Raw genomic sequence first — 19,225 nt, forward strand, 5'->3', positions numbered from 1 at the left:
GGCAGGGGCAACCCTTTGCCTGTGAAGTCTTCTGTGGTGTCTCCGATGCCACTGGTGCCGTGGGGTCACGTCCAGTGGATCCTCCCGTACTGGTCAACGCCAGGCAGGGGTCACGGGTTCCCTGGTCGGTACGGCGGCGCGCTTGAGCCGTACGGGTGACGGCTGGTGGTGCCGGGTACGCGCGCGTGACGGACGGGTGCCCCACGCGCGCGTACGGATGCGCGGAGGCTCAGAAGAGTCCGGTGTCGGTGAAGCGCAGGACCAGTTGGGGGGCTCCCGACAGGGCGATGCCGAGGGCCGCGGTGAGGGTGATGGCCGCCGTGAGGGGGGCGGGGAGGCGGTGCTTCTCGGGCTCGCCCTCGGGGGCGCGGAACAGCAGGGCGGTCCACTGGAGGTAGTAGAACAGCGCGATCACCACGTTGACGGCCATGACCACGGCCAGCCAGCCGAGGCCCGCGTCGACGGCCGCCGAGAAGACGGTGACCTTGGCGAAGAGGCCGATGATGCCGGGTGGCAGTCCGGCCAGGCACAGCAGGAAGAAGGCCAGCAGGAGGGCTGCGACCGGGTTCCTGGCGTACAGGCCCTGGTAGTCCGTGACGCGGTTCAGGGTCTTGGTACGGCCCACGACGGCGGCCACCGCGAAGGCGCCGAGGTTCACGGCGGCGTACATGAGGGCGTAGGCGACCGTGGAGCCGATCGAGTGCTCGGGGTCGTCGGAGTAGGCGGCCGCGGCGATCGGTACGAGGAGGTAGCCGGCCTGGCCGACCGAGGACCAGGCGAGCAGCCGTACCGCGCTGTACGCGCGCGTGGCCTGCTGGCGCAGGGCGCCGACGTTGCCGACGGTCATGGTGAGGGCGGCGAGCGCGGCGAGGGCGGGGCCCCAGGCGTCGGCGTACGACGGGAAGGCGACGACGGTGACGAGGATGAGGCCGGAGAAGCCGACCGCCTTGCCGACGACCGAGAGGTAGGCGGCGATGGGGAGCGGGGCTCCCACATAGGTGTCGGGCACCCAGAAGTGGAAGGGGACGGCGGCCGTCTTGAAGGCGAAGCCGACGAGGGTGAGGACGACGCCGGTCTGGGCGAGGGTCTGGAGCTGTCCGTCGACGTGCTGGATGCGGTCGGCGACCTGGGTGAGGTAGAGGGTGCCGGTCGACGCGTACACGAAGCTGATGCCGAGGAGGCTGACGGCGGTGGCCGTGACGGACGACAGGAAGAACTTCAGGGCCGCCTCGGAGGACCGCTTGTCGCCGTGCCGGATGCCGACGAGGGCGAAGGCGGGCAGCGAGGCGACCTCCAGGGCGACGACCAGCGTGGCGAGGTCGCGGGAGGCGGGCAGGAGGGCCGCCCCGGCGGCGGAGGACAGCAGCAGGAACCAGAACTCCCCTTCGGGGAGTTCCTTGCGGGCGTCCTTCAGGGCGGTGACCGACAGGAGGGCGGCGAGGAGGGCGCCGCCGAGGACCAGGAACTGGATGACGAGCGTGAAGCGGTCGGCCGTGTAGCTGCAGACGTCGGCGTCGCCGGTCAGGCAGAACGTGGAGCGGTCGCCGTCCAGGAGGGGCAGCAGCAGGAGCGCGGAGGCGGCCAGTCCGGCGACGGAGACCCAGCCCAGTACGGCCTTCCTGGCGTCGCCGACGAAGAGGTCGGCGACGAGGACGACGAGTCCGACGACCGCCGCGAGGGTGGGCGGCGCGATCGCGAGCCAGTCGACGGACTGGACGAGGGAACTCATCGAGTGCCTCCTGCCAGGAGCTGCTGCACGGCCGGGTCGGTCAGGCCGAGGAGGGCCCTGGGCCAGAGACCGGCGACGACGGTGAGGACGACGAGGGGGGTCCAGGCCGCGAGCTCGTACGTACGGACGTCGGTGAGCTTCGGGGCGTCCTGCGGGGCCGCGCCCATGCAGACGCGGCGGACCACGACGAGCAGGTAGGCGGCCGTGAGCAGGGTGCCGAAGGCGGCGATCGCCGTGAAGGTGAGGAACGCGGGCCGGCTGAGGTCGTCGGCCGGGTCGAACGCGCCGAACAGGGCCAGCATCTCGCCCCAGAACCCGGCGAGGCCGGGCAGTCCGAGGGAGGCGACCGCGGCGAAGGCGAGCAGGCCGCCGAGGCGGGGTGCCTTGCCGTAGAGCGCGGCGCCGGTCTCCTCCGCGAGGGTGTCCAGGTCGGACGTGCCCGTGCGGTCCTTCAGCGCGCCGACCAGGAAGAAGAGCAGGCCAGTGATCAGGCCGTGGGCGATGTTGGCGAACAGGGCGCCGTTCACGCCGGTCGGGGTCGTGGAGGCGATGCCGAGCAGCACGAAGCCCATGTGGCCGACGGAGGAGTACGCGATGAGGCGCTTGAGGTCGCCCTTCGCGCCCTGCTTGGCGAGGGCCAGGCAGGCCAGGGACCCGTAGATGATGCCGACGACGGCGAAGGCGGCGAGGTAGGGCGCGAAGGTGTGGAACCCGTCGGGCGCGACCGGCAGGAGGATACGGACGAACCCGTACGTACCCATCTTCAGCAGGACACCGGCCAGCAGGACCGAGCCGACGGTCGGCGCCGCGGTGTGGGCGTCGGGCAGCCAGCTGTGCAGCGGCCACATCGGGGTCTTGACCGCGAGCCCGACACCGATCGCCAGAACCGCGATGACCTGCACCGATGTGGTCAGCGACCGGCCGTTGTCAGTGGCGAGTGCCACCATGTCGAACGTGCCCGCCTTGATTCCGATCAGGAGCAGGCCGAGCAGCATGACGACGGAGCCCAGCAGCGTGAAGAGGATGAACTTCCAGGCGGCCTGGGTCCGTTGCGCACCGCCCCAGCGGGCGATGAGGAAGTACATCGGGATGAGGACCGTCTCGAAGGCGAGGAAGAACAGCACGAGGTCGAGGACGGCGAAGGTGGCGAGGGTGCCGGTCTCCAGGACGAGCAGGAGCGCGACGAAGGCCTTCGGGGACGGGCCCGCGGGCGGCTTGAAGTAGGAGTAGAGCGCGCAGAGGAAGGTCAGCAGCGCGGTCAGGACCAGAAGGGGGAGGGAGATGCCGTCGATGCCGAGGTGGATCCGCACGTCCAGTGCGGGGATCCAGCTGATGTCGGTCGTGGCCTGCATCTTCGACGGATGGTCGTGGTCGAAGCCGAGCGCCAGGACGATCGCGGCGATGAGGATCGCGCCGGTCACGGTCACGCCGTGCCGCAGCACGGCCTGCTCGGGTGACTTCCCCTTCAGCCCGGGAGGGGCGGGCAGGAGAGCGGCGGCGGCACCGAGGAGCGGGCCGACGACGATCAACGCCAGAAGGAACTGCATCACGGACTCGTTGATATCGATCACGCCTGCTCACGCTCCCGTGGCGACGAGAAGGGCGGCGACCGCCAGGACGACGGTGCCGGCGAGCAGCGCGCTCACGTAGGTCTGGACGTTGCCGGTCTGGGCGCGCCGTACGGCGGCGCCGAGGAGGCGGGGCAGGGCGCCCGCGCCGCTCACGTAGGTGTCGACGACCTCGCGGTCGAGGAACCGGACGAGACTCGCTCCGGCCTGGACCGGGCGGACGAACAGCGCCCGGTACACGGCGTCGAGGTGGAAGCCGACGGCCGCGTGGCGGTGCAGCGGGCCGAGCAGCAGCCGTCCCGGGTCCGCCGGGTCTGGGGCGGAGGCCACGTCTCCGTAGGCGGGCGCGTGGCTCGCGATGGCCTCGGCCTCGACCAGGGCGGCGTCACCCTCGGGGTGGGCCGCGACCGCGCCCAGGGGTACACGGGCCGCCACGGCGGTGGTGTGCCGCCAGGCGCCGTAGGTGACGATGCCGCCGACCAGGGCGATGCCCGTGCCGAGCACGGAGGTGGTCAGGGCCGGGGTCAGGTCACGGCCGTCGAACCAGTCGGGGAGCACACGGTAGGCGAACGCGCCGAGCGCGAGGGACGGTACGGCGAGCACCCACAGCACCACGGTCATGGTCAGGGGCTGCCTGCCGTGGTCGGGGGCCTCGGCGCCCCGGCCGCGGAAGGCGAGCAGCCACAGGCGGGTCGCGTAGGCGGCGGTGAGCAGGGCCGTGACCAGGCCGGCGACCAGGACGATCCAGCCGACGGCGGCGGGGGCGTGCTCGGTGTGGCCGGTGGCGACGTGTTCGGCGGCGCCGAGGACGGACTCCTTGGAGAAGAAGCCGCTGAAGGGCGGGATCGCGGCGAGCGCGAGGAGCGCCACGGTCATCGTCCAGTAGGCGTCGGGGATGCGGTCGCGCAGATGACTCATGCGGGACATGGCGGCCAGCGAGTTGGTGCCGGCGGCGTGGATGATCACGCCGGCCGCGAGGAACAGCAGCGCCTTGAATGCGCCGTGCGAGAGGAGGTGGAAGACGGCGGCACCGCGATCACCGACGGCGAGGGCGCCGGTCATGTAACCGAGCTGGCCGATCGTCGAGTAGGCGAGGACGCGTTTGATGTCGTCCTGGGCGAGCGCGGCGAGGCCGGAACCGGCCATCGTCACGGCGGCCATGACGGCGAGGACGACCAGAGCGGCCTGGGAGGCCTGGAAGACGGGGAGGAGCCGGGCGACGAAGTAGACACCGGCGGCGACCATCGTCGCGGCGTGGATCAGCGCGGAGACGGGTGTGGGGCCCGCCATCGCGTCGGGGAGCCAGGTGTGCAGCGGGAACTGCGCCGACTTGCCCGCCACGCCCGCGAGAAGCAGCAGGGCGATGACGGTCGGGTGGTCGAGTCCGCCGTGCGCGACCGCGCCGAGGACCCTCGTGATGCGGAAGGAGCCGACCTGGGTGGCGAGGGCGAACAGGCCGATGAGGAAGGGGACGTCGCCGAGCTTGGTGACCAGGAAGGCCTTGATGGAAGCGGCGCGGGCCTCCGGGGTCTCCCAGTAGTGGCCGACCAGGAAGTAGGAGCAGATGCCCATGACTTCCCAGCCGACCAGCAGCACGATCAGGTCGCCGGAGTAGACGACCAGGAACATCGCGGAGGTGAACAGGGAGACGAGGGCTGCGTACGAGGGGTAGCGCGGGTCGTCGCGCAGATAGCCCGTCGAGTAGATCTGCACGCAGGTGGCTACGACACCGACCAGGACGGCGACGAGGGCGGCGAAGCCGTCGATGTACAGGGCGAGTTCGATGGGGACGGAGCCGGTGGGCGTGAGCTCGGTGGCGGCGTTCACCGCCTGGTCGCCGCCCTGGCGTACGGCGACGATCGCGGCCAGGACGAGGGAGGTGAGCGTCGGCAGGACGGCGAGCGGGCGGACGAAGCCGGGCGCCGTGCGGCCCAGGAGCAGACCCGCGACCGCGCCCAGGAAGGGGAGGAGGGGGACAAGGGCGGCGAGAGTGGTCGTGGTCACGCGGTGGCCTCAGCCTTCTCGGTGCCCGGCTCGGTCTCGGGGGTGTCGGTCTCGTGGCCCTCGGCGGTGTCGCGCAGCTTGTCGATGTCGGCGGTGCCGCGGTTGCGGTGGACGGCGAGGACGATCGCCAGGCCGATGCCGATCTCGGCGGCAGCGATGGCGATGGTGAACAGGGTGAGGGCCTGGCCGGAGTGCAGGGTCTCCTCGGCGGCGCGGCTGAGCCAGACGTCGAAGGCGACGAGGTTGAGGTTGACGGCGTTGAGCATCAGCTCGACCGACATCAGGACCAGGATCGCGTTGCGACGGGCGAGGACGCCGTACAGGCCCGTGCAGAAGAGGAGGGCGGAGAGGACGGCGGGATAGGCGAGGTGCATCAGCGGGCACCTTCCTGCTCGGAACCCTCTGTGACCGACCGGGAACTCTTGGTGACTGCCCGGGCGTTCACAGGAGGAGAGCTCGACTCGGCCTTCGCCTTGCGGGACAGGACGATCGCGCCGACCAGGGCCGCGAGGAGGAGGACGGAGAGGGCCTCGAAGGGGAGGACCCAGTTCTGGAAAAGGCTCGCGCCGGTGGCCTCGGTGGAGCCGGCTGCCGGGCCGTCGAGGTCGATCCAGGTGGTGCGGAAGGCGTCGACGACCACCCAGACAAGGGCCGCCGCCGCGGCGACGGCCACGGTGAGGGCGGCCCAGCGGTTGCCGGAGTCGGCGTCCGGGGAGCGGCCGATGGGAGCCCGGGTGAGCATCAGACCGAACAGGAGGAGGACGACGACGGAACCGACGTAGATGAGGACCTGCACCCAGGCGATGAACTCCGCGGTGAGCAGGAGGTATTCGACGGCGAGGCCGCCGAGGGTCACCACCAGCCACAGGGCGGCGTGCACCAGCTGTTTGGTGGTGACGGTGACGAGCGCGGCGCCGAAGGTGACGAGGCCGACGAGGAGGAAGGCGATCTCGACGCCGGTCGGGGAGAGGAAGCCGTGCTGTGCCTGGGCGAGGGCAGCGTGCTGTGCCTGGGCGACGGCCAGGTGCGGTGCCTGAGCGAGGGTCACGATTCACCTCCGGCCGGGTCGGTCGGCTCCGCCTGCGCGGCCGCCAGCTTCTCGGCCGTCTTGCGGGCCGCGGCGATCTCCTTCGGTTCCTCCGCGGCGGGATCGAGGGCGGGCGGGGCCGGGACGGTCCACATCCACTCGCGGAGCTTGTCGCGTTCGTGGGTGAGGTCGCGGATGTCGGTCTCGGCGTACTCGAACTCCGGGGACCAGAACAGGGCGTCGAAAGGACAGACCTCGATGCAGATACCGCAGTACATGCACAGGGAGAAGTCGATGGCGAAGCGGTCGAGGACGTTGCGGCTGCGTTCGCGGCCGCCCGGGGTCGCCGCCGGGACCGTCTCCTTGTGGGAGTCGATGTAGATGCACCAGTCGGGGCACTCACGGGCGCACAGCATGCAGACCGTGCAGTTCTCCTCGAACAGGCCGATCACGCCTCGGGTGCGGGGCGGGAGGTCGGGCTGGGTGTCCGGGTACTGCTCGGTGACGGTCTTCCTCGTCATCGTGCGGAGGGTGACGGCCAGGCCTTTGGCGAGGCCGGAGCCGGGGAAGGGAGCCATGGCTACTGGATCACCACCTTGACGATGCCGGTGAGGGCGATCTGGGCGAGGGAGAGGGGGACGAGGAGGGTCCAGGACAGCTTCTGGAGCTGGTCCTCGCGCAGGCGCGGGTAGGTGACCCGCAGCCAGATGACGATGAAGGCCAGCACCGCCGCCTTCAGCAGGGTCCAGACCCAGCCGAGGCCGTCGGCGCCCCAGGGGCCGTGCCATCCGCCCAGGAAGAGGACGGTGGTCAGGCCGCACAGGACGACGATTCCGGCGTACTCGGCGAGGAGGAAGAGAGCGAAGCGGAGGCCGGTGTACTCGGTGTACGCGCCGAAGATGATCTCCGTGTCGGCGACGGGCATGTCGAAGGGCGGGCGCTGGAGTTCGGCGAGGCCGGCGACGAAGAAGACGATCGCGCCGACGATCTGCCAGGGCAGCCACCACCACTCGAAGGCGTCGAGGATGCCGGGGAGGGAGACGGTGCCGGCCGCCATCGCCACCGAGGCGGCGGTCAGCAGCATCGGGAGTTCGTAGGCGAGGAGCTGGGCGGCGGTGCGCAGGCCGCCGAGGAGGGAGAACTTGTTGGCGGAGGCCCAGCCGGCCATGAGCGAGCCGAGGACGCCGACGCCCATCACGGCGAGCACGAAGAAGACGCCGGCGTCCACGACCTGGCCGACCGCGCCCTCGCCCGGGCCGATGGGGATGGCGAGGAGGACCAGGAGGTACGGCAGCAGGGCAACGGCCGGGGCGAGCTGGAAGATACGGCGGTCCGCGCCGGTCGGGACCACGTCCTCCTTCTGCGCGAACTTCACGCCGTCCGCGATGAGCTGGGCCCAGCCGTGGAAGCCGCCCGCGTACATCGGGCCGAGGCGGCCCTGCATGTGCGCCATCACCTTGTGCTCGGTCTGACCGACGATCAGCGGAAAGGTGAGGAACACGCCGAAGACGATCAGGAGTCGCAGAGCGACGTCGAGAGCGTCGTTCACTGCCGGCCTCCTGGGGGGTTCTCGGGGGTGCGGGTGTTGCCGCCGGGGGCGGAATCCTGGGCAGGGCCCGGTTCTTCGGGGGTTCCGGGGGGTGCTGGGGCTTCGGGGGCGGGGGGTGCCTGCGGGCCGGCTTCGGGGGTGGGTGGCGAGGCGGGCGCGGGGGGTGAAGCGGATTCGGGGGTCGGCTCGGGGGCGGGCTTCGGCTCGGCGTCGGGCTTCGGCCCGGCTTCCGGCATCGGCTCGGCTTCCGGCATCGGCTCGACGTCAGGCGTCGCCTCAGCTTCAGGCGTCGCCTCGGCGTCGGGCAGCGGCCCGGCTTCGGGCTTCGCCTCGGCCTCGGCCTCGGCCTCGGACGCCAACTCGGCGTCGGGCCGCGGACCACGTGCCTGGCTGGCCTCCGCGGTCTGCTCCGGCTCCGCGGTCTGCTCCGGCTCAGACTGTCGCTTCGGCTTGGGTTCTGGTTCGTTGAAGGCCGGGCGGGCGTGGTGCCAGGGGGCGTCGGCGCTACGGGGGGCGGTGGGGGTCTTCGGGCCCGGGGCCTCGGCGGGCTCGGTGGGGGCCGCTCGCTGGGAGGACGAGCCCTCGCTCGCGCTGCGGGAGCGGCGGGCGCCGGACGCTCCCGTGTCCTGCGGCCGCTGCGAAGCCGACCCCTCGGAGACGCTCCGCGAACGACGGGGGCTCGCGGGCGGGGTGGACGGCGTTTCCCCGGCCTGGGCCTGTTGCGATGCTGCGGGGCCGGCCGTCGGAGCCTGGCTCGTCGGCGGCTCAGGGGTGGGAGCTTCGCCCGCCGGCGTCTGGGTCCGGGGAACCTCGGTGGACTGGCTGGCCGAGCCCTCCGCTGCCGTACGGGTCCGCCGTACCGGACGCTCGCCGGCGGCCCGCGCGGGGCGTTCGCCGGCGGCCCGTGCCGGGCGCTCCCCCGCGGTGCGGCCCGCTCCGCGGGCTGGACGGGTGGGGGCAGGGGGCAGTTGGCCCTTCAGGGGGCCCCATTCGTTCGGGTCCGGGACGCCGGGGGGAAGCATCTGGCGGCGCTTGGGGCCGCCGTGGTCGGACTCGCCCGGTTCCTTCGCGCCGGGCCAGGCCTTGGCGACGCGGGCGGCGAGGACGAAGTCCTTGCGGAGGGGGTGGCCCTCGAAGGTCTCGGGGAGGAGGAGGTGGTCGAGGGCCGGGTGGCCCTCGAAGGCGACGCCGAACATTTCGTGCGTCTCGCGTTCGTGCCAGGCCGCGCCGGCGTAGACGTCGACGGCGGAGGCCAGGACCGGTGCCTCGTGGGGGACGGTGGTACGCAGCAGCAGGCGGCGCACCGGGGACAGCGCCGCCACGTGCGCGGCGACGCGGAAGCCCGTGCCCGGCTCGTCGACCGCGCTCAGCCAGTCGAAGTAGGTGCAGCCGAGGCGGTCCCGGGCCGTCTCCAGTGCCGTGATCCAGGCGGTCGGCGGCACGTCCACGGTCAGGACGTCGTAGGACTCCTCGGCCGTGGCCTCCGTACCGAAGAGGTCCTCGGCGGGGGCGGGCAGCCAGCCCACGGCGGTCATCGCGCGTCTCCCGAAGCGGACTCGGCTCCCGAGGCAGACCCAGCCCCGGTCTCGGCCCCGGCACCGGTCCCCGAAGCGGCTCCGTCGGCCGGTGGACGTACCAACCCGCTCTGGAGTGCCGCCGTGGACGGGCGCGGCGGCGTGCCGTACCGCTCGTGGAGGGATTCGCGGGCGATCTTCTCCTGGAGCTTGAGGATGCCCTGGAGGAGGGCCTCGGGGCGGGGCGGGCAGCCGGGGACGTAGACGTCGACGGGGATGATCTGGTCGACGCCCTTGGTGACGGAGTAGGAGTCCCAGTAGGGGCCGCCGCAGTTGGAGCAGGCGCCGAACGAGATGACGTACTTCGGCTCCGGCATCTGCTCGTACAGGCGCTTGACCGCCGGGGCCATCTTGTCCGTGACCGTGCCGGAGACGACCATCAGGTCGGCCTGGCGGGGGCCCGGGGCGAAGGGGATCACGCCGAGGCGGATGAAGTCGTGGCGGGCCATCGACGCGGCGATGAACTCGATCGCGCAGCAGGCGAGGCCGAAGTTGAAGACCCACAGGGAGTACCGGCGGCCCCAGTTGAGGACCACCTTCATCGGCTCGGGGGCCAGCCGGGCGAGCGCGCCCAGCCGCTTCGGCTCGGGAAGCAGCACGGGCTCAGGGGTGGACGGGGTCAGGTCCGGGGTCACGTCCATGTCAGGACCCCCTTCTTGTACGCGTAGAGCAGGCCCACGGCCAGGAAGCCCAGGAAGATGAACATCTCCACGAGGGTCGTCGCGCCGTAGCCGGGCGCGGCGAAGACCGTGGCCCAGGGGAAGAGGAAGATCGAGTCGACGGCGAAGATCACGTACAGGAACGCGTAGACGTAGTAGCGGACCTGGGTGTGCGCCCAGCCCTCGCCCACGGGGTCCACACCGCACTCGTACGTCAGGAGCTTCTCGGGGGTGGGCACGACCGGGCGCAGCAGGCGGCCGGCGCCGAACGCGACGGCGACGAACAGCACACCGACGAGCGCGAGCAGTCCGACGACCGAGTACGACTGGAAGTAGTCCGCCGCGACGACGACCGTCGGGTCGCTCACCGTTTCGCGCAGCGTCTCCGACAACGTCTGCCCCTCGCTCCCTGCCTCGACAGTGTTGCTCGACAGTGTTCGACGATCTGTACGCACGCGAGTCTAGGGCCTGCTAAAGAGAGCGTAAGCAGCCCGTCACGCCTTGAGCAGCGGGGGCGGGGGCGGAGCGGGGCCGTGGTGGGGCCGGGGTGGGGCCGGGGTGGGGTTTTCCCCCGTGGGCTGAGGGCGGCCGACCTCATGGCGCGGGGGCGCACGGCGCGGCACGCTAACCCGTATGACCGCATCCCACTCCGCCTCCCGACCGGGAGACGCTCAGGGCGAGACCGTGCTGCCCCCCGCCCGGTTCGCCCTCGACTCTCAGACATGGAAGGAGATCGCGCATCTCCTGGCGAACCTGCCGATGTCGCTGCTCGGCTTCAGCTATGTGATGACGGTGATGTTCACCGGCGCCGGGCTGAGCATCACCGTGATCGGGCTGCCGGTGCTCGCGGTGGGGCTGGCGGGTGCCCGGCAGCTGGGCCGGTTCGAGCGGGCCCGGGCGCGGGTGCTGCTCGGGGTGCGGATCGACGAGCCGAGCCCGCTGCCCCGGCGTGGGCGGGGCTTCCTCCAGCGGATGTGGGAGGCGCTGAAGGATCCGGTGGGCTGGCGGGCCGGGCTGTACGAGCTGATCCGGCTGCCGTGGGGCATCCTCACCTTCGCCCTGACCCTGACCTCGCTGTTCGTGCTGTGGCCGGTGCTGCCGTTCCTGGCGCGCGGGCTCACCAACGTGGACCGGGCCATGGTGCGCGGGCTGCTCTCCCCCTCGGACGAGCTGGAGCGCCGTATCGCCGAACTGGAGTCCGACCGGGGGGTGGTGGTCGACACGGCCGCCGCCGATCTGCGGCGCATCGAGCGGGATCTGCACGACGGGGCGCAGGCGCGCCTGGTCAATCTGGCGATGGGGCTGGGTCTGGCGAAGGAGAAGCTGCTGGAGGACCCGGACACGGCCGCCTCGATGGTCGAGGAGGCGCACGGCGAGGTGAAGCTCGCGCTACAGGAACTGCGCGACCTCGCCCGGGGCATCCATCCCGCCGTCCTCACCGACCGCGGCCTGGACGCGGCGCTGTCGTCGGTCGCCTCCCGCTGCACCGTGCCGGTGAAGGTGACGGCCGACCTGCCGTCGAGACCGGCGCCGGCCATCGAGGGCATCGCCTACTTCACGGTGTCGGAACTGCTGCAGAACATCAGCAAGCACAGCGGGGCGAGGTCCGCGGCGGTGGACGTGTGGCGGACGGACGACCGGCTGCTGATCCAGGTCTGGGACGACGGCCGCGGGGGCGCGAGCCTCGACGGCGGTACGGGGATCAGGGGGCTGGCGGAGCGCCTCGGCGCCGTCGACGGGCTGTTCGTCGTCGACTCACCGCCCGGCGGGCCCACGACCGTGACGGCGGAACTGCCCTGGCGGGACCGGTCCTGAACAGCGTGTGTGGAAGGGGTAGGGAAAACCCCCCTTCCGAGACGCCGACGGACTCCATGGTCCGCGGGGCCGCCGCCCGGGAGGGTGGAGGTACGACAAGCCGAGGCGCACGACGAACAGAACGGACGGGACCGATGGCCACGCAGTACGGGGAGTACGGACAGGGGTACGGCTTCCAGGAGACCGGTCGGCAGCACCGGCTGCCCACCGCGCTGCGGGCGCCGATCGAGGGACGCCACTGGGGCGAGCTCGCCTACGTCCTGCTGAGCCTGCCGATCAGCATCGTGCTCTTCACGTACGCCGTGACGATGGTGTCGCTGGGCGCGGGCCTGCTGGTGACGTTCCTCGGCATTCCGGTGCTGGCGGGGGCGCTGGCCGGCGGCCGGGGCATCGGCGCGCTGGAGCGGGCGCGGGCGCGGGCACTGCTCGGCCTGGAGGTCGCCGACCCGGAGCCGCTGCGGGTACGCAAGCACGGCCCCATGGGGTGGATGGGCGCCGTCCTCAAGAGCGGCACGTCGTGGCGGCACATGCTGTACTCCGTGCTCCAGCTGCCGTGGTCGGTGTTCTCCTTCGCCGTCTCGGTGACCTTCTTCTCGTGCGGGTGGACGCTGCTGACGTATCCGCTGTGGTTCTGGTTGTTCCCGATGTACGGCGACCAGGGCGGCCTCCAGCTGTACGGGGACGAGACGCACCGGATCTACCTCGACAACCCGTTCGAGATCACCGTCACCGCGCTGGTGGGGCTGCTGTTCACGATGGCCACGCCGTGGATCGTGCGGGCGCTGACGATGGTGGACCGGCTGATGGTGCACGGGCTGCTCGGGCCGTCGCTGCTGGCGAAGCGGGTGGTGGAGCTGGAGTCCGACCGGGGGGTCGTGGTGGACACGGCGGCGGCCGACCTGCGGCGCATCGAGCGGGATCTGCACGACGGGGCGCAGGCGCGGCTGGTGGCGCTGGCGATGGATCTCGGGCTGGCGAAGGAGAAGCTGGCGGAGGACCCGCGTGCGGCGGCGCGGATGGTGGACGAGGCGCACGGTGAGGTGAAGACGGCGCTGCAGGAGCTGCGGGACCTGGCCCGCGGGATCCACCCGGCGGTGCTGACGGACCGGGGACTGGACGCGGCGCTGTCGGCGGTGTCGTCGCGGTGCGCGGTGCCGGTGAAGGTGGAGGTGGATCTGGCGGAGCGGCCGGCGCCGGCGATCGAGGGGATCGCGTACTTCACGGTGTCGGAGTTGCTGCAGAACATCAGCAAGCACTCGGGGGCCACGTGGGCGGCGGTCGATGTGTGGCGGGTGGAGAACCGGTTGATGTTGCAGGTGGTGGACAACGGGGTGGGCGGTGCGGATGCCTCCGGCGGGTCGGGGTTGGCCGGGCTGGCGGGGCGGTTGGACGCGGTGGACGGGATTCTGGTGGTGGACTCGCCGGTGGGTGGGCCCACGCGGGTGACGGCGGAGTTGCCCTGGCGGCGGTGAGATTCCCTGCCGGGGGGCGCCGAGGGGCCCGGGTGGGTGAGCCGAGGGGCCCGGGGTGGGTGAGCCGAGGGGCCCGGGGTGGGTGAGCCGAGGGGCCCGGGGTGGGTGAGCCGAGGGGCCCGGGGTGGGTGAGCCGGGGTGCGCGGCGGTGGGGTTTCGCCCCCGCCGCCCTTACCCGTTCCCTCCCCCAGGGGCTCCGCCCCTTCGACCCCGCCAGGGGGCTCTGCCCCCTGGACCCCCGTCGGCCTGAACGGCCTCGTCCTCAAACGCCGGACGGGCTGAATTTCCACCCCTCCCGACGATCGACAACGCGTCACGTGAAGGCCGAAACCCGGCGTGTCGCCGCCCTCTTCCCCTTGCTCGGGCGCACCGGGCTCCCGATGCTGGAATGCTGGACTTGTTCCATCGGACGGGCGCCGCGCGGACGTGCGGGCCGGGGTGGGTGAGTCGGGCTGTGGGGGGCCGGAGGACGTGGAGGACAGGGTGCGGGTGGTCATCGCCGAGGATTCGGTGTTGCTGCGGGAGGGCCTGACCCGGTTGCTGACCGACCGCGGGCACGAGGTCGTCGCCGGGGTGGGGGACGCGGAGGCGCTGGTCAAGACGATCACGGAGCTGGACGCCGAGGGCCTGCTGCCCGACGTGGTCGTGGCGGACGTACGGATGCCGCCGACGCACACCGACGAAGGGGTGCGGGCGGCCGTACAGCTGCGCAAGGCGCATCCCGGGCTCGGGGTGCTGGTGCTGTCGCAGTACGTGGAGGAGCGCTACGCCACCGAACTGCTGGCCGGTTCCAGCCGGGGGGTCGGCTATCTGCTGAAGGACCGGGTGGCCGAGGTGCGCGAGTTCGTGGACGCGGTGGTGCGGGTCGCCGAGGGCGGTACGGCGCTGGACCCCGAGGTGGTCGCGCAGCTGCTGGGGCGCAGCCGCAAGCAGGACGTGCTCGCGGGGCTGACGCCGAGGGAGCGGGAGGTGCTGGGGCTGATGGCGGAGGGCCGTACGAACTCCGCGGTCGCCCGGCAGCTGGTGGTCAGCGACGGGGCGGTGGAGAAGCACGTCAGCAACATCTTCCTGAAGCTCGGGCTCTCCCCGAGCGACGGGGACCATCGGCGGGTGCTCGCGGTGCTGACGTACCTGAACTCCTGATGGGAGAGGCGCTCGCTGTGCCGGTAATCCAGCGTCGGTCGACTCGCGGGCCGTAGAACCCGAGAACCGGGCAACGGACAAGGTGCGTCTTCAAGGGAAGCGTCGGGGGCGAGTGAATCGTGGCAAGTCAGGTCATCGGGAGCACGGCGTGGCGGGGCGCCGAGGCGCCTCGAAGCGACGACCATCATGTGGATGTCCGAGGTCAGGCAACCCTCACAGACGTAGGGTTGATCCTGGGAGGGCCTCCGGGAAGGCCGCTCCCCGACAGCCGCCTCGAAGGAGGTCCAGTTCAGTGACCAGCCAGGTCAGCAGCGCAGCGGAGCAGGCCGACGGAACCGTCGTGGGAGAGCAGCGCAAAGCGAACGGGGTGAAGGATGTCCGTCGCCTCGATCGTGTGATCATCAGGTTCGCGGGTGACTCGGGTGACGGTATGCAGCTCACCGGAGACCGTTTCACGTCGGAGACGGCGTCCTTCGGCAACGATCTGTCGACCCTGCCGAACTTCCCCGCCGAGATCCGGGCACCGGCCGGAACCCTGCCCGGGGTGTCCTCGTTCCAGCTGCACTTCGCCGATCACGACATCCTGACGCCCGGCGACGCGCCGAACGTGCTCGTGGCGATGAACCCGGCCGCCCTGAAGGCGAACATCGGTGACCTGCCGCGCGGCGCGGAGATCATCGTCAACACGGACGAGTTCACCAAGCGGGCGATGACGAAGGTCGGCTACGCCACCTCGCCGCTGGAGGACGGCTCGCTCGACGGCTACCAGCTCCATCCGGTGCCGCTGACCACGCTGACGGTGGAGGCGCTGAAGGAGTTCGAGCTCTCCCGCAAGGAGGCCGAGCGCAGCAAGAACATGTTCGCGCTGGGTCTGCTGTCGTGGATGTACCACCGGCCGACCGAGGGCACGGAGAAGTTCCTCAGAACCAAGTTCGCCAAGAAGCCCGACATCGCGGAGGCGAACATCGCCGCGTTCCGCGCGGGCTGGAACTTCGGCGAGACGACGGAGGACTTCGCGGTCAGCTACGAGGTGGCCCCGGCGGCGAAGGCCTTCCCGGTGGGTACCTACCGCAACATCTCCGGCAACCTGGCGCTGTCCTACGGCCTGGTCGCGGCCTCCCGTCAGGCGGATCTGCCGCTGTTCCTGGGCTCGTACCCGATCACGCCGGCCTCGGACATCCTGCACGAGCTGAGCAAGCACAAGAACTTCGGTGTGCGGACCTTCCAGGCGGAGGACGAGATCGCCGGGATCGGCGCGGCACTGGGGGCCGCGTTCGGCGGGTCCCTCGCGGTGACGACGACCTCCGGACCCGGTGTGGCGCTCAAGAGCGAGACCATCGGGCTCGCGGTGTCGATGGAGCTGCCGCTGCTGGTCGTCGACATCCAGCGCGGCGGGCCCTCGACGGGTCTGCCGACCAAGACCGAGCAGGCGGACCTGCTGCAGGCGATGTACGGGCGCAACGGCGAGGCGCCGGTGCCGGTGATCGCCGCCCGTACGCCCGCGGACTGCTTCGACGCCGCCCTGGAGGCGGCCCGGGTCGCGCTGACGTACCGCACGCCGGTGTTCCTGCTGTCGGACGGCTACCTCGCCAACGGCTCCGAGCCCTGGCGCATCCCCGAGATCGACGAGCTGCCCGATCTGCGGGTGCAGTTCACGCAGGGGCCCAACCACACCCTCGACGACGGCAGCGAGGTGTTCTGGCCCTACAAGCGTGACCCGCACACCCTGGCCCGGCCGTGGGCGATCCCGGGCACGCCGGGTCTCGAGCACCGGATCGGCGGGATCGAGAAGCAGGACGGCACGGGCAACATCTCCTACGACCCGGCCAACCACGACTTCATGGTCCGCACCCGCCAGGCCAAGATCGACGGCATCGACGTCCCCGACCTCGAGGTCGACGACCCGCACGAGGCGCGCACCCTGGTGCTGGGCTGGGGCTCGACCTACGGGCCCATCACCGCGGCGGTACGACGGCTGCGGACGGCCGGCGAGTCCATCGCGCAGGCCCATCTGCGCCACCTCAACCCCTTCCCGAAGAACCTCGGTACGGTCCTGGCGCGCTACGACAAGGTCGTGATCCCCGAGATGAACCTCGGCCAGCTCGCCACCCTGGTCCGGGCGCGGTACCTGGTCGACGCGCACTCGTACAACCAGGTCAACGGCATGCCGTTCAAGGCCGAACAGCTCGCCAAGGCTCTCAAGGAGGCCATCGATGGCTGAGACGACCACGGAAGGCACGGACACGATCGAGGCGCTCTCGCTCGTCCCCAAGGCCGAGGCCAGGCAGTCCATGAAGGACTTCAAGTCCGATCAGGAAGTGCGCTGGTGCCCCGGCTGCGGTGACTACGCGATTCTGGCAGCCGTGCAGGGCTTCATGCCCGAGCTCGGCCTGGCCAAGGAGAACATCGTCTTCGTCTCGGGCATCGGCTGCTCGTCGCGCTTCCCGTACTACATGAACACATACGGGATGCACTCCATCCACGGCCGCGCCCCGGCCATCGCGACGGGGCTCGCCTCCAGCCGGCGGGACCTGAGCGTGTGGGTGGTCACGGGCGACGGCGACGCGCTCTCGATCGGCGGCAACCACCTGATCCACGCCCTGCGCCGCAACGTCAACCTCAAGATCCTGCTGTTCAACAACCGGATCTACGGGCTGACCAAGGGCCAGTACTCCCCGACCTCCGAGGTCGGCAAGATCACCAAGTCGACGCCGATGGGCTCCCTGGACGCGCCCTTCAATCCGGTGTCGCTGGCCATCGGCGCGGAGGCGTCCTTCGTCGCCCGGACGGTGGACTCCGACCGCAAGCACCTCACCGAGGTGCTGCGGCAGGCCGCCGCCCACCCCGGAACCGCCCTGGTCGAGATCTACCAGAACTGCAACATCTTCAACGACGGCGCCTTCGAGGTGCTGAAGGACAAGCAGTCGGCCGAGGAGGCGGTGATCCGCCTGGAGCACGGGCAGCCGGTCCGCTTCGGGACGGACGGCGCGCGGGGGGTCGTCCGGGACCAGGCCACGGGTGATCTGAAGGTGGTCACCGTGACGCCGGAGAACGAGTCGCAGATCCTCGTCCACGACGCCCGCTCCGCGTCCCCGACGAACGCCTTCGCGCTCTCCCGGCTGGCCGACCCCGACACCCTGCACCACACCCCGATCGGCGTGTTCCGGTCGGTGGAGCGGCCGGTGTACGACACGCAGATGGCCGACCAGCTCGACGCCGCGATCGAACAGAACGGCAAGGGCGACCTGGCGTCGCTGCTGGCCGGCGGCGACACCTGGACGGTGGTCGGCTGAGCCGACGCAGGTCGTGCAGGCTCACGAGGCCCGGGACTGCTGGTCCCGGGCCTCGTCGTACGCCTGGCGGGCCTTCTCCACGTCGCCCATGCGCCGGGCGGTCCAGAGCGCGAGGGCCTGCACCTGCTCCGCGGCCTCGCGGCCGAGGTCGGTCAGGGAGTAGTCGACGCGCGGCGGGATCACGGGCTTGGCGTCGCGGTGGACCAGTCCGTCGCGCTCCAGGGTCTGCAGGGTTTGGGTGAGCATCTTCTCGCTCACCCGCCCGATGGCGCGCCGCAACTCGCTGAAGCGGTAGGGGCGCTCCAGGAGCTGGATGAGGACCAGCACGCCCCAGCGGCTGGTCACGTGCTCCATGACGAGACGGTGGGGGCACATGCCCTCGGCTTGGGGAAAGCGGTCACTTACGGCCATGCCAGTACCTTACTTCAAAGTGGGTACTTTCGCAGAGTTAGCGCACCTCCTATGGTTAGTGCCAGTCCCGCACCCCACTAGGAGTTCTGAACCATGAGCATCGTCGTCACCGGCTCCACCGGAAGCCTCGGCCGCCTCGTCGTGGAGCAGCTGCTGGAGAAGGTCCCGGCCGAGCAGATCACCGCCGTCGTACGCGACGAGGCGAAGGGCGCCGACTTCGCGGCCCGGGGCGTGAAGCTCGCGGTCGCCGACTACAACGCGCCCGAGACGTTCGACGGCCTCTTCGCGGCCGGCGACAAGGTGCTGCTGATCTCCGGCAACGAGTTCGACAAGGGCCGCCCGCAGCAGCACAAGGTCGTCATCGACGCCGCCAAGGCGGCCGGAGTGGCCCTGCTCGCCTACACCAGCGCGCCCGGCACCCTGACGGCCTCCCTCGCCGACGACCACCGGGCCACAGAGGAGACCCTCCTCGCCTCCGGCGTCCCCTTCGTCCTGCTGCGCAACGGCTGGTACAACGAGAACTACACCGGCAACCTCGGCCCGGTCCTGGAGCACAACGCGGTCGTGCAGGCCGCCGGTGACGGCCGGGTCTCCTCCGCCTCCCGCGCCGACTACGCGGCCGCCGCGGTCGCGGTGCTGACCGGCGAGGGCCACGAGAACAAGACGTACGAGCTGGGCGGCGACGAGGCGTGGAGCTTCGCCGAGTACGCGGCCGAGCTGAGCCGGCAGACCGGCAAGGAGATCGGCTACAGCCCCGTCTCCGTCGAGGCGTTCACCGGCATCCTGACCGGCGCGGGCCTGCCCGGTCCGCTCGCCGCCACCTTCGCGGGCGTGGACGCGTCCATCGAGAAGGGCGAGCTGGTCGTCACCACCGGCGACCTGACCCGCCTGATCGGCCGCCCGACCACGCCGATCTCCGAATCCATCGCCGTCGCGCTCAAGGGCTGAGCTTCCCCTCTCGAAGGCCCTGGGGCGACCGGC

Annotated in this window: 17 protein-coding genes; 6 read left to right on the forward strand and 11 right to left on the reverse strand. The window is 71.2% G+C overall.

Going from position 1 to position 19,225, the window contains the following annotated elements:
- Nucleotides 1-229 precede the first annotated feature (229 nt).
- Genes ACGFNV_RS11220 through ACGFNV_RS11265 form a run of 10 tightly spaced genes read right to left on the reverse strand, consistent with a single transcriptional unit; the run spans nt 230 to nt 10,502 of the window.
- Entirely contained in the window at nt 230-1,729 is a 1,500-nt protein-coding gene (locus ACGFNV_RS11220; protein WP_393621326.1) for an NADH-quinone oxidoreductase subunit N, read from the reverse strand.
- A complete protein-coding gene (locus ACGFNV_RS11225; RefSeq protein ID WP_393621328.1) occupies nt 1,726-3,300 on the reverse strand; it encodes a NuoM family protein in 1,575 nt (524 codons plus the stop codon). Before ACGFNV_RS11225 ends, ACGFNV_RS11220 begins: the two co-directional genes overlap by 4 nt.
- Before the next feature lie 6 nt (nt 3,301-3,306).
- The gene (locus ACGFNV_RS11230; RefSeq protein WP_393621330.1) at nt 3,307-5,301 is read right to left on the reverse strand and encodes an NADH-quinone oxidoreductase subunit L; all 1,995 of its coding nucleotides are present in this window, start codon (nt 5,299-5,301) and stop codon (nt 3,307-3,309) included.
- Nucleotides 5,298-5,675 carry an NADH-quinone oxidoreductase subunit NuoK gene (gene nuoK / locus ACGFNV_RS11235; RefSeq protein ID WP_133927728.1) on the reverse strand — a complete coding sequence of 126 codons (378 nt, stop codon included), beginning with the start codon at nt 5,673-5,675 and terminating at the stop codon, nt 5,298-5,300. The genes ACGFNV_RS11230 and nuoK overlap by 4 nt, the downstream gene beginning before the upstream one ends.
- Complete coding sequence (locus ACGFNV_RS11240; RefSeq protein ID WP_393621331.1) at nt 5,675-6,349, reverse strand: NADH-quinone oxidoreductase subunit J; 675 nt, start codon at nt 6,347-6,349, stop codon at nt 5,675-5,677. Before ACGFNV_RS11240 ends, nuoK begins: the two co-directional genes overlap by 1 nt.
- The gene (locus ACGFNV_RS11245) at nt 6,346-6,906 is read right to left on the reverse strand and encodes an NADH-quinone oxidoreductase subunit I (RefSeq protein WP_133927729.1); all 561 of its coding nucleotides are present in this window, start codon (nt 6,904-6,906) and stop codon (nt 6,346-6,348) included. Before ACGFNV_RS11245 ends, ACGFNV_RS11240 begins: the two co-directional genes overlap by 4 nt.
- A 2-nt stretch (nt 6,907-6,908) precedes the next feature.
- A complete protein-coding gene (locus ACGFNV_RS11250) occupies nt 6,909-7,877 on the reverse strand; it encodes an NADH-quinone oxidoreductase subunit H (protein ID WP_393621333.1) in 969 nt (322 codons plus the stop codon).
- On the reverse strand, nt 7,874-9,412 hold the full coding sequence (locus tag ACGFNV_RS11255) for an NADH-quinone oxidoreductase subunit C (RefSeq protein WP_393621335.1): 1,539 nt from the start codon (nt 9,410-9,412) through the stop codon (nt 7,874-7,876). Before ACGFNV_RS11255 ends, ACGFNV_RS11250 begins: the two co-directional genes overlap by 4 nt.
- Nucleotides 9,409-10,092 (reverse strand): NADH-quinone oxidoreductase subunit B, encoded by a 684-nt coding sequence (locus ACGFNV_RS11260; protein ID WP_393621337.1) that lies wholly within the window; start codon nt 10,090-10,092, stop codon nt 9,409-9,411. The genes ACGFNV_RS11255 and ACGFNV_RS11260 overlap by 4 nt, the downstream gene beginning before the upstream one ends.
- Nucleotides 10,083-10,502: an NADH-quinone oxidoreductase subunit A gene (locus tag ACGFNV_RS11265; RefSeq protein WP_393621339.1), complete on the reverse strand. Its 420-nt coding sequence runs from the start codon at nt 10,500-10,502 to the stop codon at nt 10,083-10,085. Before ACGFNV_RS11265 ends, ACGFNV_RS11260 begins: the two co-directional genes overlap by 10 nt.
- A gap of 241 nt (nt 10,503-10,743) precedes the next feature.
- Between ACGFNV_RS11265 and ACGFNV_RS11270 the strand changes: the two genes are divergently transcribed.
- From ACGFNV_RS11270 to ACGFNV_RS11290, 5 genes are all read left to right on the forward strand, one after another.
- Complete coding sequence (locus ACGFNV_RS11270; protein ID WP_393621341.1) at nt 10,744-11,925, forward strand: sensor histidine kinase; 1,182 nt, start codon at nt 10,744-10,746, stop codon at nt 11,923-11,925.
- A gap of 134 nt (nt 11,926-12,059) precedes the next feature.
- Complete coding sequence (locus ACGFNV_RS11275; RefSeq protein ID WP_393621343.1) at nt 12,060-13,397, forward strand: sensor histidine kinase; 1,338 nt, start codon at nt 12,060-12,062, stop codon at nt 13,395-13,397.
- A 483-nt stretch (nt 13,398-13,880) separates the two neighbouring features.
- A complete protein-coding gene (locus ACGFNV_RS11280; protein WP_393621502.1) occupies nt 13,881-14,540 on the forward strand; it encodes a LuxR C-terminal-related transcriptional regulator in 660 nt (219 codons plus the stop codon).
- A 292-nt stretch (nt 14,541-14,832) separates the two neighbouring features.
- Complete coding sequence (locus ACGFNV_RS11285) at nt 14,833-16,761, forward strand: 2-oxoacid:acceptor oxidoreductase subunit alpha (protein WP_393621344.1); 1,929 nt, start codon at nt 14,833-14,835, stop codon at nt 16,759-16,761.
- Nucleotides 16,754-17,833 carry a 2-oxoacid:ferredoxin oxidoreductase subunit beta gene (locus tag ACGFNV_RS11290; RefSeq protein ID WP_133927737.1) on the forward strand — a complete coding sequence of 360 codons (1,080 nt, stop codon included), beginning with the start codon at nt 16,754-16,756 and terminating at the stop codon, nt 17,831-17,833. Before ACGFNV_RS11285 ends, ACGFNV_RS11290 begins: the two co-directional genes overlap by 8 nt.
- A 21-nt stretch (nt 17,834-17,854) precedes the next feature.
- Here ACGFNV_RS11290 and ACGFNV_RS11295 read toward each other — a convergent pair whose 3' ends face one another.
- Nucleotides 17,855-18,244 carry a winged helix-turn-helix transcriptional regulator gene (locus ACGFNV_RS11295; protein WP_393621346.1) on the reverse strand — a complete coding sequence of 130 codons (390 nt, stop codon included), beginning with the start codon at nt 18,242-18,244 and terminating at the stop codon, nt 17,855-17,857.
- 93 nt (nt 18,245-18,337) lie between these two features.
- On the opposite strand from ACGFNV_RS11295, the gene ACGFNV_RS11300 reads away from it, so the two are divergent.
- Nucleotides 18,338-19,192 carry an SDR family oxidoreductase gene (locus ACGFNV_RS11300; protein WP_393621348.1) on the forward strand — a complete coding sequence of 285 codons (855 nt, stop codon included), beginning with the start codon at nt 18,338-18,340 and terminating at the stop codon, nt 19,190-19,192.
- Nucleotides 19,193-19,225: the final 33 nt, after the last annotated feature.

The sequence above is a fragment of the Streptomyces sp. NPDC048751 genome (genome assembly GCF_043198595.1).
GTDB lineage: Bacteria > Actinomycetota > Actinomycetes > Streptomycetales > Streptomycetaceae > Streptomyces.